Genomic DNA, 14,612 nt, shown 5'->3' on the forward strand with positions numbered 1-14,612 from the left:
TAAACATAAATGAGAATAAGGAAAAATGCGGTGATTACCGCGGTTGGGGGTTATGTTCCGGACACTATTTTAAGTAACCATGACCTTGAAAAGATGGTAGATACCAATAACGAGTGGATTGTTGCGAGGACCGGGATAAAGGAGAGAAGAATAGTAAATGATCCAAATATTGCAACCTCAGACATGGCTACTTATGCCCTAAAGAGGTTGATGGAAGAAGGAAATGTAGATCCGGATGAGATTGATTGTGTAATTGTCTCTACTTCAACACCCGATTATGTAATGGTATCAACCGGGAGCATGGTTTGTGAAAAGGCGGGTTTGAAAAATGCATGGGGTATTGATACCAACGCGGCTTGCAGCGGTTTTTTATATGCACTAACCCTTGGTTCGAGTATGATTGAAAGCGGTCGTTGTAAAAAAGTAGTTGTTATTGGTGCTGATAAAAATAGTTCTATAATAAACTATGCTGATCGTAACACTTGCATTCTTTTTGGTGATGGCGCCGGAGCTGTTTTATTAGAGCAAACTGAGGAACCTGTAGGTTTAATGGATAGCTATTTCAGAACAGATGGCAGTGGTAAAGAGAATTTGATTGTTACTGCTGGAGGGTCTAAATTCCCTGCATCTCAGCAAACGCTTGATGATAAGTTACATTATGTGCGTCAGGATGGTCGTGTTGTATTTAAAGCGGCAATTCAGGGGATGACTGATACTTGTAATAAGGTATTAAAATCTAATGATCTGGAAAGTTCACAAATCAATTATCTGATTCCTCATCAGGCTAATTTAAGAATTATCCAATCTGTGGGTGATTATCTTGGACTATCTGAAGATCAGGTAAAGGTTAATATTGATAGATATGGTAATACAACTGCCGCAACTATTCCTTTGTGTTTATGGGACTTTAAAGATGATTTCAAATATGGCGACAAATTAATGTTAACCGCGTTTGGTGCTGGTTTTTCATGGGGTGCTACTTATTTGAAATGGGGTAACTTAAGGAACAAAAAATCCAATTAATGACATTAGAAGAAAAAATTACGGCTTCGGAAACCAGAATTTTCAAAGCCGTTTTTCCAAATACAACCAATCATTACGATACATTATTTGGTGGCACTGCTATGCATATGATGGATGAGGTAGCTTTTATTACCGCTACCCGTTTTAGCAGGCAGATTATGGTAACAGTAAGTAGTGACAGGATAGATTTTAAAAAGCCAATTCCAGCTGGTACAATTGTAGAACTGGTTGGCAGGGTAAGTCATATCGGAAATACAAGCCTTAAAGTAAGTGTAGAGATTTTCATCGAACAGATGTATTCTGAACACAGAGAAAAAGCAGTAACAGGAGAGTTTTCATTTGTAGCAATTGACGAAAATAAAAAACCAACTTCTATATTAAAATAAATGATGCTGTTAAAGCCAATAACCATATTACTTTTGTTTAGTTTGCTTAGTGCAAATTGCTCAAATTTATTAGTGTTTATGGGTTTTGAGGTAAACAAGAAATATATTGCGACTGAGCTTTGCGAAAACAGGGATAAGCCTGAAATGCATTGTAATGGCAAGTGCTATTTAATGAAAAAATTAAAACAAGCACAAGATAAAGAGCAAAAGCAGGAGAGACAGTCGCAAAAAACTCAAATACAGGATGCTTTAATTGTAAAGCCTCAGGTTTTTAAACAATATTCATTAGCGGTTATTAAATTCCACATTCCTTTTTCTACAGGAATACCGCAAAGTATTAAGAATTCTATATTTCATCCGCCAAAAGAGGTAAATTAACCGTTCTCTTTAAAGACTGGAATAAATGCGCTGAAGGAGCGCAATGATTCCGAGGTCTTTTCTGAGAAGGTAAATTTACGGGGAAACAGGATGCAGAGAGGTTTGGCGCGGATAGGTTTTGTGCGCCTGAGTTTAGCGCAGAAATTTTGTGCCTTACTTATAAGTGATTTATATATTTTAATATTGAAAAATGAAGAAAATAATTTTTGTCGCTTTTATAGCGCTTATAGCAGCTGGATGCCAGCAAAATAATGGTACAACTGATTACAAGGCTGTACGTGATGAGGTAATGAAATTTCATGATGTGGTAATGGGTGATCATAGTACACTTGTTAATAATCAGATGAAGTTGGATACTTTAATGAAGGATATAAAAGGCTTGAAGACCAAATTTCCTGAGATGGATACCTTAAAGGAGAAACAAGCTATGTTGATTTTGGTAAATGATCTGAGTAAGACTGAAGATCTGATGAACGATTGGATGCACAAATTTGAACCTGATGTAACGGGTAAATCAAATGAGGTTGCAGTTCAGTATTTTAAAGAGGAGAAGAAGAAAATTGAATTAATTGATAGCTTGTATAAGCAGGAAATCAAATTGTCTGATGATTACCTTGGAAAATTTAAGAAGTAATGAAAAATTTGTTTTTTGGAGCTTTTATAATTGGGCTTTTTAGTTTGGGTTGTAAAAATGAAGCTAAACGATTGCCGTTTTTACAGATGGAAGTCGCTGAAAAGGTTGTTGAAGGAAAATCAGTTGCGGATACAACATTTCGAACTATACCATCTTTTAAACTATTGAATCAGGATAGTGTCGCTGTAACTGAAAAAGATTTTGATGGAACAATTTATGTTGCCGATTTCTTTTTTACTTCTTGCCCTACAATTTGTCCGGTTATGCACCGTAACCTTTTAAAAATTTACAAGAAGTACGAAGGTAATCCTGAGGTAAAACTTGCTTCTCACACTATCGATGTAAAATACGATACTCCCTCAAGAATGAAAGCATATGCGGATAAACTTGGTGTTAAAGGAACACAGTGGGAATATTTATGGGGATCAAGAGACGAAATTTATACCCTTGCCGAACGAAATTATTTAGCTGCAGCACAAGAAGATAAAAATGCTCCGGGTGGTTTTGTACATGGCGGATATTTGACACTTGTAGATAAGGAAAAGCGCATTAGAGGTGTTTACGACGGTACGGATGATGCCGATGTAAAGAAGCTTTTGGCAGATATGGATATTTTATTGGGAGAGTATAAACAATAGGCAAACTTTAAAGCATAATTAAAATGTAACCCATAAGTAATAGTGAAAGTAGCATGACGAACCAATTTGAATTTAAATTGTTAATGGTATAACTTTGGTTTATTAGCTTAACAAAAAGTTTAAATGCATGGGATTAATGGGGTATTACCTGATAGCAGGGATTATGTTTATTGTGGGGCTTATTGTAAGCAACAGGCTCAAAAGTAAGTTTAAAGAATATAGTGAAATCGGCCTTGCAAATGGTATGAGCGGTAGGGAAGTGGCCGAGAAAATGCTTTACGATAATGGAATTTATGACGTTCGGGTGATGTCTACACCGGGTCACCTGAGCGATCATTATAATCCTGAAGATAAAACGGTAAACCTGAGTCCTGATGTTTATGAAGGTAGAAGTATATCTGCAGCGGCAGTAGCTGCCCATGAATGTGGTCACGCTGTTCAGCATGCTACAGCGTATAGCATGCTGACTTTTAGAAGTAAAATTGTTCCACTTGTTAATATAAGTACCCAACTCTCACAATGGGTAATACTTGCAGGTCTTGGCTTTTTAATTGGCCGCGCAAATCCAACTATATTGCTTATTGGAATTCTTTTGTTTGCCATTACAACGGTCTTTACTATTATTACACTCCCGGTTGAATATGATGCTAGTAACCGTGCATTAAAATGGCTTGAAAATAATCATATTACCACACCTTACGAACATGATAAAGCCGCCGATGCACTAAAATGGGCTGCCAGAACTTATGTTGTAGCTGCAATAAGTTCAATAGCTACTTTGCTGTATTATATATTACTTTTTGTAAATAGCAGGGATAGAAACTAAACCTTCTATTTATTATTATCTTTAGCAAGTTACTATTACATTACTGAATGACGGAAAAGGAAGGATACAACTCTGAAAATTTTGACTTCTCACCGCTGAAGCCGATTTTGAGTGCCGCGCAAAGAATTAAGTTGCCAGTATCTGAAAAAAAGGAAAACACTAAAATGATACTGATATTTAGTCAGCATCGTTTTTACAGACATTTGGTAATAGAGCTGGCAGAAGCAGAGGTTACTTTAACCGGAAAGCCTAAAAATCCTCTTACTTTTATTGATCCTACTGATATGATCTGGAAAACAGAAAATCAGGAGGAACTGAAGTTTTATACAGGCATTGCAAAGTTCAGAAATAATTATGATGCAGGTAAATCAGAGTCTGACCTGGAAGGACTTAAAGCTCTGGCTAAAAATCCATTGGGATTAGATGTTTACCTGCATGATGATAAGGTTTCAACTAATATTACCGCAACTTCCATTAAACCAGGAAAGTTAAAGGTATTGAAGGTTGATCTTACTTTAAATGTGGATGAAGAGGGGGATTTTTTTGAACTCTCGGCCAGACTAATGCTGGAGAACAGGCCTTTCTCTTTAGATATGCTTAAGATCAGGTATCATTATTTTATTGAGTTGAATAGTACGCTTTACCTGATCAGCAATCCATACTTTTTAAGTGTGCTTGCCTTCTTTAAACAGCATAACGATATTATAGTTATACACAGATCAGAATTTGAACTGTTTCAGGAAAATATACTTTCAAAATTAGAGGATAAGGTTAAGGTAAATTATTCCTATTTAAAACCGGCAACTAAAAAGCAAATAGAAGAAAAGGGCTTTGATCTTGATAATGAACAGATTATTTATTTGTCGGAGTCAGAAGATTTTGTGCTGGTTACGCCTGTTATCAGGTATGGGAGTCTGGAAATTCCAATACTTTCTAAAAAGCAAATCAAGGCAAAAGATAAACGGGGAAACATATTTACATTGAACAGAGATGAAGATAGAGAGTTCCAGTTTATATCTAACATTTCAAGAGAGCATCCATTTTTTTATGAGCAAGTACAGGAGCTGCCGGAGCAGGCTCATGCAGATTGTTTTTATCTTCATAAAAAGAGATTTATAGAAAATAGCTGGTTCTTGAATGCTTTTGAAGCATGGCGAAATAAAGGAATTACAATTCTTGGTTTTAACGAATTAAAGAACAATAATTTAAATTCATATAAGGCAAACATTTCTATTAATGTAATTAGTGGTATAGATTGGTTTGAGACCTCGGTAAAGGTTAAGTTTGATAAGCAGACGGTGTCGTTAAAGCATCTGCATCGCTCAATTCGTAATAAAAGCAAATTTGTTCAGCTTGATGATGGTACGCTTGGAATATTGCCGGACGAGTGGATTGAGAAGTTTACAGGCTATTTTAGCGCAGGGGAAGTAGTTGAAGAAACTATTCGCACTTCAAAGATTAATTATGCCTCAGTTGATGAGCTATATGAGCAAGATCAGTTAGACGGAGTAGTTAAAGATGAAATAAAGATTTATCGCTCTAAATTATCTGATTTTGAATCTATTAAGCAGGTGGAAGTTCCTGCAGAACTTAATGCTACGCTTAGAGGGTATCAAAAAGAGGGTTTAAACTGGCTTAATTTTCTGGATGGTTTTAATTTTGGAGCCTGTCTGGCCGATGACATGGGTTTGGGTAAAACCATTCAGGTGCTTGCTTTCATCCTTTCACAGAGAAAGAAAGAACATCACAATACTAATTTAATTGTCGTTCCTGCTTCGCTTATATTTAATTGGCAGCAAGAGGTAGAGAAATTTGCCCCGTCCATTAAATTACGAACCATATATGGTTCTGACAGGGCTAAAGTAGTTCATGATTTTGATAATTATGAGATCATTTTAACTTCGTACGGAACATTGTTGGCCGATATAAGATTTCTTAAAGATTATAGATTTAACTACATTTTTCTTGATGAATCGCAAACTATTAAGAATCCTGAATCGCAGCGTTACAAGGCTGTTCGCTTATTGAGATCCAGAAATAAAGTTGTGCTTTCAGGAACGCCTATAGAGAATAATACATTCGATTTGTATGGGCAGTTGTCATTCGCATGTCCTGGTTTATTAGGAACAAAACAGCAGTTTAAAAGACTTTATTCAGTTCCGATAGATCAATTTAAGAATACCAGAAATGCTTTGGAGTTACAAAAAAAGATTAATCCATTTATTCTTAGGCGTACAAAAGAGCAGGTGGCTACTGAGCTACCCGATAAAACCGAAATGGTGATATATTGTGAAATGGGCGCAGAACAGCGGGACATTTACGAAGCCAATAAAGAAGAGATACGCGACTATCTGCTGGGTAAATCTGAAGATGAGCTTGCCAAAAGTAGTATGCATGTTTTGCAGGGGATTACTAAATTAAGGCAGATATGTAATTCGCCGGCAATTTTGAAAGAAGGTAAACATGAAAATACATCCTCTAAACTGGATGTATTGATGGAACAGATAGAAAATAAATCCCCTCATCATAAGATTCTTATATTTTCTCAGTTTGTTACTATGCTTGATCTGGTAAAGAAAGAACTAGTAAACAAAAATATTGGATTTGAATATTTAACGGGTCAAACTAAAAATAGATCGGCTGTTGTTGGTTCTTTTCAGGATAACCCGAATATTCGTGTTTTTTTAATTAGCTTAAAAGCCGGGGGAACGGGATTGAACCTGACCCAGGCAGATTATGTTTATCTTATAGATCCGTGGTGGAACCCGGCAGTTGAAAATCAGGCGATAGATAGAAGCTATCGTATTGGCCAGCAAAAAAATGTTGTGGCAGTAAGACTAATTTGCCCAGATACAATTGAAGAGAAAATTATGAAAATGCAGGATGCCAAAAAGGATTTGGCTACTGATTTAATAAAAACAGAAGAGTCTATATTTAAGTCGTTAACAAAAAAGGATTTATTAGGACTATTAGGATAGTAGAATATGATAAAAAATAAATATATCAGAAACGGAATACTTATGCTAGCAGGAAGCTTATTGTCAGTATCGTTTTATGCGTTTATAGCCGTAAAAGGTGATGTTGTTCCATTTAATTTGGAGCGTGTGGCTCGTGTAACAGGCAAGTCAATTTCTGGCGAAACTTTTCCGAATCCAAATCGGACAAATGAACTTTATGATGTTGGAGGTACAGATTTAGGTATAGCCTGGAGAATGGGAAATGGAAAAGTGGGTTTCTTTTTTGGTGATACTTATGGTAACGATTTTAAAGTTGTTAATGAAGGTGGACCGGGCAAAGCAGGTAACTGGCGATCAAACGTATTGGGCTTATCGAATGATAAAACATTAGCAGACGGACTTACTTTTGAAAGTATGGTAGCGCATCAGATAGTTCCAAGTCCGCATATTACAGATGGTACTGGCAGTCATACAACCATTCCAACTGCTGCAATACATGCAGCAGGAGCCGATTATGTTCATTATATGGATGTAAGGAAATGGGGTAGTACTGGCAGCTGGACTACAAATTATTCTGGTTTATACAAATCTCTAGATAATGGCCAGAATTGGGTTAAGTGTAATCAGGTAAGTTTTGGTGCCCTTAGTAATTTTGCGCAGGTAACTTATGCTAAAAAGGAGGGGTTTGTATACATGGTAGGTACTGTTCCGGGCCGCTGGGGATCTGCTCATCTCGCCCGCTTTAAAGAAAGTGATATTTTAAAACAAGATGCTTACGAATATTGGAACAATGCAAAAGGTTGGGTTAAAAATGATGAGAAGAGTGCTGATGCAATAATAGAAGCACCTTTAGGGGAACTTTCGCTTGCGTATAATAAAAAGTTTAAGCGATGGATTATTACCTATTTAAATGAAAAGAAAGCGGAAATTGTATTAAGAAGCGCTCAAAATATAACCGGCCCGTGGAGTTCTGAAAAGACATTAGTGAAATCAACAGAATATCCGGGATTATATGGTGCATTTATGCATCCTGCAAATGAGAACACAGATGAATTCTATTTTCTAATGTCGATGTGGAAACCTTATAATGTTTTTCTTATGAAGGCTAAACTAAAATTTGCAGATTAAATATACTTACGCCATATTTATACAATTAATGAAGTACCTACTAACTACTGAAAAATGCAATACCGGGAATTACTAGATCAGCTTAGAACGCATGTTGCAAGTTTGTTTCAGACTCACGAAGATGAGCGGTTCATTTATCACAATTTGCATCATACAGAGCAGGTTGTTGAAAACGTAGTTAGGATTGCTAACCATTACCAGCTATCTGATCAGGATTTTTTTATTGTTGTTGCCGCAAGCTGGTTTCATGACATGGGATATTTCTTTGATTGTACACAGCATGAAAGCCAGGGAGCAAGTTTAGCCAATGATTTTTTATCTGCCAATGGTGTTTCTTCAGAAGTAATCGAACAGGTAAAAGGCTGTATTATGGCCACTAAAATGCCTCAAAATCCGGAAGGACTATTACAGCAGATTGTTTGTGATGCAGATCTTTTTCATCTGGGAAGCGATAGATTTAAAGAACGTAATAGGTTAATGCGTAAAGAGGCTGAAGCATTTATAAAGCATAAAATTGATAAGGCAGACTGGAGAATTAAAACAATAGCTTTATTTAAAGCACACCATTATCATACAGAATTTTGCCAGCAGCTGCTTAACGCTAAAAAGGCTGAAAATCTGGCGGAACTGGAAAGTAAACTTATAAAAGAACAAAACGTGGATACAACTGGAGTCTCTAAATTTGACAATTCAAAAGATAATGAGTCAAAAGAAGGAAAAAAGAAAAAGAACGACAGACCAGAGCGTGGTATCGAAACTATGTTCCGGATCACCTCCACTAATCATCAGCGCCTGAGCGATATGGCCGATAATAAAGCTCATATCATGATCTCTACCAATTCAATTATCCTCTCGGTTATTTTGAGTGTGCTTCTGCGTAAACTTGAAGATAATCCTCATTTAATTATTCCAACGCTACTTCTGCTAATCATTTGCGTAGTTACTATGGTGTTTTCAATACTGGCAACCAGGCCCTCAATTCCAACGGGAGTATTTACAACAGACGACATAAAAGAGAAAAGGGTAAACCTGCTGTTCTTTGGTAATTTCTATAGAATGAGCTTACCTGAATACGAAAATGGCATGATTAAAGTTATGGAAGATCGTGATTTTTTATACGGTAGTTTGATAAAGGATGTGTATGCCCAGGGTGTAGTTTTAGGGCGTAAGTACAGATTGTTAAGAATTGCCTACAATGTTTTTATGTTTGGTATTGTAGCGGCAGTATTGGCCTTTATTATTGCATCTGCACTGGTAACAATGTAATAACTTTATGGCTGAAACAGTTTTTTTTAACAGAGATCTGAGTTGGCTTGGGTTTAATGAAAGAGTACTTCTGGAAGCGGCAAAGGATACCGTACCAATATTAGAAAGAATTAAATTCCTTTCTATTTATTCTTCTAATCTTGATGAATTTTATAGAGTAAGGATGCCGGTGCTAATGGCCGTTGATGAGCACAGGCAAAATGCCGATGGCCAGGGGAATTATGAATTGGCTAAAGCTGAAATTAACAGGCAGCAAAGGAAATTCGGAGCAATCGTTGCAGAGCAAATACTTCCAGAACTTGCGAATCACGATATACATTGGATTTATAACAAGTTCATTCCTAATCAAATAACAGATCAGGTTGTAAACCTGTTCTTTAATGAAGTACTGGCTTACATTTATTCAATTTGTATTGATAAAGACCTTACAGATTTCTTTGCCGAAAATAATAAGCTCTATCAACTGGTTATTTTAAAAGATGCACTTGGAGAAGAGCGTTTAGAGTTAATTAATGTTCCAACAGATAGCCTGCAACGTCTATATTCGTTACAGGATGATGGGCATACCTATGTGGTTTTTTTGGAAGATATTATTAAATATAATTTATCTTATCTCTTCCCTAATGACACGATACAGGGGGTTTATAATCTTAAGATTACCCGTGATGCCGAATTAAAGATTGACAATACTACAGAAGAGGATATTACTACTGTTTTGGAACGTCAGCTTGAAACACGTGATTTCGGCTTTGCAACACGTTTTCTAATTGAGCCTGGAATTCCTTTAAGAAGCTTATACCGTTTAATATATGCACTGAAGTTAGGGAATGCATCTGTTGTTGAAGGTGGTGGATACCATAATTTAAAAGACCTTAATAGTTTTCCATTGAATGGTGCAAGCTTTAGCTACCCAAAATGGCCATCTATTCATTCTGTTCCAATCCCAGGTAATGAGACATTGTTCAGCCTTATTCTAAAAGAGGATGTACTTGTAAATGTTCCCTATCAAAGTTATGACCCTATATTGAGATTTTTTAATGAGGCAGCAAATGATGTTTTTGTTGATGAAATCTACACCACTTTGTATAGAGTTGCAAACAATTCAAGAATTGTAAGCGCTTTAATGACAGCAGCAAGAAATGGCAAGAAAGTAGTTGCGTTGGTTGAATTGAAAGCAAGATTTGATGAAGCCAATAACATCAAGTGGGCCAAGCAAATGAAAGCGGCTGGAGTAAAGATAATTTATAGCAGTGTTGATTTAAAAGTACATGCAAAGGTTGCTCTTGCAAAGCGGGTTATAAGTGAAAAAGAAGAGTTTTTGGGCTTGTTGGCTACAGGTAATTTAAATGAATCTACAGCAAAATTTTATACAGATCAGATTTTACTTACTTCACATAAACCTATGCTTAAAGAGCTTCAATCCATATTTGGTTTTTTGAGCAAGAGTAAAAAGGCACCTGGGTCTGAAGATCAGATAGATTTTAAACATTTATTGGTAGCCCAATTTAACTTACAGCAAAAATTTCTGAACCTTATACAAAGAGAAATAGACAATGCAAAGGCAGGTTTGGTTAACGGTATCACTATTAAATTAAATAATCTTGAAGAAAAGATACTCATCTCTAAACTTTACGAAGCATCAAAAGCTGGAGTAAAAGTACAACTTATTGTAAGGGGCATATGTTGTTTGGTGCCTGGAAAGGCCGGTTTGAGTGATAATATTACCGTTACCAGAATTGTAGATAGGTACCTTGAACATGGTAGGATATTCATTTTTGAGAATAATGGCAATAAGGAAATATTTATGGGGTCAGCAGATTGGATGAACCGTAATATTTATAGTCGGATAGAAGTCTGTTTCCCATTATATGATACTAAATTGAAGGATATTATAATGAAAATTGTTAACTTACAGTTACAAGATAATGCTCAGGAATCTATTTATAAGTTTTTAAAAGACATTAATACAATATAAATCCAAATTGTTTATGAAGCGAATCTACCCTAAATGTCTATATCTTATTATTGTTTTGGCTCTTTTTGGAGCTTATGCATGTAAAAGTCCATTCGGGAAATATACAAGTCCAAAGGGTTATGACTTAACTAAACCTGATAAATTCAATATGCCTTCGAGTTTGCTTGAAATATCGGGTATTGCCTTTCATGACAGTAATAGTGATACGATATACAGTATTCAGGATGAAGAAGGAAAGTTGTTCAGACAAAAATGGGATGTTAAAGAACAGAAGAACCTGAAATTTGGCTCGAGAGGAGATTATGAGGATCTTAGTATTTTTCATGATAGAGTTTTTGTATTAAAAAGCAATGGGGCTCTTTTTTCTTTCCCCTTCTCTGAGGCAACTAAAGAAAAATCGGACCTCGTAAAGGAAACAAAGCACCTGGTGCCAAAAGCAGAGTACGAAAGTTTATATGCCGACGCCGCTACCAGTAAGTTGTATGTTCTGTGTAAGAACTGCCCGGTTGACAAAAAGGCAAAAACGGCTACTGGATATATACTGGATTATCAGCCATCTAAGGATACTTTAGTTGCCGCTGGTAGTTTTAAAATTGATTTAAAACAAATTAAAGCTATTTATCCTAAATTTAGAACAGAGTTAAGGGCTTCGGCAATGGCTAAAAATCCTAAAACAAATGATTGGTATATTATTTCATCAGTAAGTAAACTATTGGTGATAACAGATGATAAATGGAATGTGAAAGAAGCTCACCATTTAAGCTCATCAATATTTAATCAGCCCGAGGGGATTGCATTTGATAAAAATCTTAATCTCTATATTTCAAATGAAGGGGATGAATTGACGGATGGAAATATTATAAAATTCAAATATACACCTTAAGAACCAGACAAAATCAAGTAAATAATTACCTGCGTTTTACCTATTATGCAAATACAGGTGCTACCTTTGACTGGTTATTTTATTTATATTAAAGAATTTATTTCAGTGCTTTAATACTGTAATTAAAGTTCTGTAAGGAAATAGATCAATGCAATCAATAACTTTAAACCTAAATCAGACAATAAAAGAGTCAGGAAAACATCCGGTAGGTGCGGATATTAAGTTGTCCTTAAATCCGTTTATTGAATACATTCAGCAAAGAGCTAATAAAGAAAAAACTGCTAAGATTAATTTTTACAGATATATTCTGGAGCAGTTTAATCACTATCCAGAGCTCAGAAGCCCTATACCTCCAGAGAATGCTAAGAATTATGCTTCCCTTTTTGAATTAATTTATACTTCTTTATCGCCTATTATTAATGATGAAAGTCAGCAATACTGGGCTATAGGTACACCTGTTTCTCCATGCTTTCATTATGGTACCGATGCATTTTATAGTGTATTCATGGAGCCATCAATGTGTAGTTTAAAGTCAGACCTGAGTTTGCCATCCAAAAAAGAAATGGACAAAAATCTTTTGGCAACCTTTTACAATCTTATTCTCGAGAAGTTTTACAACTTCTCCCTTAGCAATAACAAATTCACCGTTAAATCTATTGTAGATCCTAAAACCCATCTGCTTAAATATTATCGTTTAAATGTAGATACCCGCTTTCTGGATATCAGGGCAAAAACAAAGCTGCCAGAGTATAATTTAAAGGATGTAAAAGATTATATAAAGGATGAAAGAAACTCATTGAAGATATTAACCAAGTTAATACCACCTGATATTTTTAGTATTGAGGGAATATCAATTGTAACACTAACTGATGTTACGTCCGAGTATGCACTTGAAACAGTGAAAAACCTGGTTATAGAACATAATGAATCTCAAAATGGACAGCATAGCAGGGATATTGCCACAGCGCTTAAGACACTTGTGGGATCAGATGATGTAAATTTTGGAATGCTTCCTTATCTTAAATTAAACAAAAAACTACTGATTAATGAGCAATCAGGTTTTCAGAGCAAGGTGGTTCAGCTGGCAAAAGAAAAGGGGATGGATGATAATGACTATTCCAGCCTGATTGAAGATTACCTTGATAACCCAAGAACGTTAATCTTTCCTGATATAACAGATGAAGAACCGGAGGTTTATCCAATGCTTAGTCTGTTGGATGAGGTAGGGATTAAGTCATACGCTTTGTTTCCGTTGTTTTATAACGGAAAACTTGTTGGAGCCCTTGAACTATACACTAAGGATTCGAGTAAATTTAACGGAAATACCCTTACAAAAATAGAAGCTGCGTTCCCTTTACTGGCACAGCTGTTTCATAACATAATTATTGATTTTAATAATGAAATTCAGGATGTAATTACTGATAAGTTTACAGCTTTACAACCTTCTGTTCAATGGCGTTTTCACGAGGCCGCATTTAATTACATACAATCTGGTTCACGGGATAGGAATCTTCCAATTGAACCCATTTTCTTTAGAAATGTGTATCCTTTTTATGGAGCGGTAGACATTAGAAACTCTAGTATACAGCGTAATGCCGCAATTAGAAGGGATTTATATGTTCATTTTGAGATTCTGGAAGAAACGATTACCGCTATACGGAATACTGCGAATGCTTGTAAGGAAACTGAAATACCTCATGAAGCAGCAATCTGGAAATATAAAGATCTTGATGAACTTTCGGACCGTGAAATATTAAAGACAGAAGATTATTTGCAGAGACAAATACCAGCTTCGCTAAATAATTTACGAGATAGCCATCCTGAAGTAAAAAGTATTATAGACAGATATTTTATGCTTACCAGTGTTAACGGAAAGGTTTTTGAAAACCGGGAACGTTACGAAAAAAGTATGCAAATGATAAATGTTGCAGTAACACGTCATCTTGATGAGTTTAATGCAGAGATTCAGAATATTTATCCGAGCTATTTTGAAAAATTCAGAACTGACGGGGTAGAGTTTGATATTTATCTTGGGCAGTCTATTGCACCTAAAATACCAATGCCAGATGACCTTCTTAATACATTCCGGCTGAAACAATTGAGAGTTTTGGCAGAGATTGCACAAACAACAAGTAATTTAGGACCATATTTTTCTTTACCTCTCGAAACAACACAGCTTATTTTTGTTTATGATAAGCCAATTGATGTAAGCTTTAGGATTGATGAGCAAAGGTTTGATGTTGAAGGTAGTTACAATATTCGCTATCAGATGGTTAAGAAACGAATTGACAAAGCCCATATTAAGGATACCTCAGAGCGGTTAACGCAGCCTGGAAAAATATCAATTGTGTATTTTAACAGTACAGAGGCCAGAGAATATCTTGGTTACATTAAAAAATTGCAAAACCGGGGCTTATTAAATAACGATCTTGAATATTTAGAAATAGAAGAATTACAAGGTGTAGAAGGATTAAAAGCTCTTAGGATAGGAGTAACTTTAAAAAGAATAATTAATTAA

General features: G+C 35.7%; 12 protein-coding genes. All 12 read left to right on the forward strand.

What is annotated here, in order from left to right:
* The first annotated feature begins 9 nt into the window (after positions 1–9).
* Positions 10–1,023 carry a beta-ketoacyl-ACP synthase III gene (locus CPT03_RS05445; protein WP_099437889.1) on the forward strand — a complete coding sequence of 338 codons (1,014 nt, stop codon included), beginning with the start codon at positions 10–12 and terminating at the stop codon, positions 1,021–1,023.
* Positions 1,023–1,409 (forward strand): acyl-CoA thioesterase, encoded by a 387-nt coding sequence (locus tag CPT03_RS05450; RefSeq protein ID WP_099437890.1) that lies wholly within the window; start codon positions 1,023–1,025, stop codon positions 1,407–1,409. The genes CPT03_RS05445 and CPT03_RS05450 overlap by 1 nt, the downstream gene beginning before the upstream one ends.
* Positions 1,410–1,787, forward strand: a complete 378-nt coding sequence (locus CPT03_RS05455) for a hypothetical protein (protein WP_245869982.1) — start codon at positions 1,410–1,412, stop codon at positions 1,785–1,787. It begins immediately after the preceding gene.
* Between the two features lie 190 nt (positions 1,788–1,977).
* The gene (locus tag CPT03_RS05460; RefSeq protein ID WP_099437891.1) at positions 1,978–2,421 is read left to right on the forward strand and encodes a membrane lipoprotein lipid attachment site-containing protein; all 444 of its coding nucleotides are present in this window, start codon (positions 1,978–1,980) and stop codon (positions 2,419–2,421) included.
* On the forward strand, positions 2,421–3,059 hold the full coding sequence (locus tag CPT03_RS05465; protein ID WP_099437892.1) for an SCO family protein: 639 nt from the start codon (positions 2,421–2,423) through the stop codon (positions 3,057–3,059). Before CPT03_RS05460 ends, CPT03_RS05465 begins: the two co-directional genes overlap by 1 nt.
* 127 nt (positions 3,060–3,186) lie before the next feature.
* Entirely contained in the window at positions 3,187–3,885 is a 699-nt protein-coding gene (locus CPT03_RS05470) for a zinc metallopeptidase (protein ID WP_099437893.1), read from the forward strand.
* Between the two features lie 47 nt (positions 3,886–3,932).
* Positions 3,933–6,863 (forward strand): DEAD/DEAH box helicase, encoded by a 2,931-nt coding sequence (locus CPT03_RS05475; RefSeq protein ID WP_099437894.1) that lies wholly within the window; start codon positions 3,933–3,935, stop codon positions 6,861–6,863.
* A gap of 6 nt (positions 6,864–6,869) precedes the next feature.
* Entirely contained in the window at positions 6,870–7,970 is a 1,101-nt protein-coding gene (locus CPT03_RS05480; RefSeq protein WP_099437895.1) for a DUF4185 domain-containing protein, read from the forward strand.
* A gap of 54 nt (positions 7,971–8,024) precedes the next feature.
* Positions 8,025–9,236, forward strand: a complete 1,212-nt coding sequence (locus tag CPT03_RS05485) for a Pycsar system effector family protein (RefSeq protein ID WP_099437896.1) — start codon at positions 8,025–8,027, stop codon at positions 9,234–9,236.
* Between the two features lie 7 nt (positions 9,237–9,243).
* The gene (gene ppk1, locus CPT03_RS05490) at positions 9,244–11,211 is read left to right on the forward strand and encodes a polyphosphate kinase 1 (protein ID WP_099437897.1); all 1,968 of its coding nucleotides are present in this window, start codon (positions 9,244–9,246) and stop codon (positions 11,209–11,211) included.
* A gap of 13 nt (positions 11,212–11,224) precedes the next feature.
* A complete protein-coding gene (locus CPT03_RS05495; protein ID WP_099437898.1) occupies positions 11,225–12,094 on the forward strand; it encodes an SdiA-regulated domain-containing protein in 870 nt (289 codons plus the stop codon).
* Between the two features lie 148 nt (positions 12,095–12,242).
* The gene (locus CPT03_RS05500; RefSeq protein WP_099437899.1) at positions 12,243–14,612 is read left to right on the forward strand and encodes a GAF domain-containing protein; all 2,370 of its coding nucleotides are present in this window, start codon (positions 12,243–12,245) and stop codon (positions 14,610–14,612) included.

It is taken from the genome of Pedobacter ginsengisoli, assembly GCF_002736205.1.
Taxonomy (GTDB): Bacteria; Bacteroidota; Bacteroidia; order Sphingobacteriales; family Sphingobacteriaceae; genus Pedobacter; species Pedobacter ginsengisoli_A.

What these genes read in the sequence shown, in the direction of transcription:
- CPT03_RS05445 (WP_099437889.1), top strand. Translation starts at nt 10, where the DNA reads ATGAGAATAAGGAAAAATGCGGTGATTACCGCGGTTGGGGGTTATGTT.
- CPT03_RS05450 (WP_099437890.1), top strand. Translation starts at nt 1,023, where the DNA reads ATGACATTAGAAGAAAAAATTACGGCTTCGGAAACCAGAATTTTCAAA.
- CPT03_RS05455 (WP_245869982.1), top strand. Translation starts at nt 1,410, where the DNA reads ATGATGCTGTTAAAGCCAATAACCATATTACTTTTGTTTAGTTTGCTT.
- CPT03_RS05460 (WP_099437891.1), top strand. Translation starts at nt 1,978, where the DNA reads ATGAAGAAAATAATTTTTGTCGCTTTTATAGCGCTTATAGCAGCTGGA.
- CPT03_RS05465 (WP_099437892.1), top strand. Translation starts at nt 2,421, where the DNA reads ATGAAAAATTTGTTTTTTGGAGCTTTTATAATTGGGCTTTTTAGTTTG.
- CPT03_RS05470 (WP_099437893.1), top strand. Translation starts at nt 3,187, where the DNA reads ATGGGATTAATGGGGTATTACCTGATAGCAGGGATTATGTTTATTGTG.
- CPT03_RS05475 (WP_099437894.1), top strand. Translation starts at nt 3,933, where the DNA reads ATGACGGAAAAGGAAGGATACAACTCTGAAAATTTTGACTTCTCACCG.
- CPT03_RS05480 (WP_099437895.1), top strand. Translation starts at nt 6,870, where the DNA reads ATGATAAAAAATAAATATATCAGAAACGGAATACTTATGCTAGCAGGA.
- CPT03_RS05485 (WP_099437896.1), top strand. Translation starts at nt 8,025, where the DNA reads ATGCAATACCGGGAATTACTAGATCAGCTTAGAACGCATGTTGCAAGT.
- ppk1 (WP_099437897.1), top strand. Translation starts at nt 9,244, where the DNA reads ATGGCTGAAACAGTTTTTTTTAACAGAGATCTGAGTTGGCTTGGGTTT.
- CPT03_RS05495 (WP_099437898.1), top strand. Translation starts at nt 11,225, where the DNA reads ATGAAGCGAATCTACCCTAAATGTCTATATCTTATTATTGTTTTGGCT.
- CPT03_RS05500 (WP_099437899.1), top strand. Translation starts at nt 12,243, where the DNA reads ATGCAATCAATAACTTTAAACCTAAATCAGACAATAAAAGAGTCAGGA.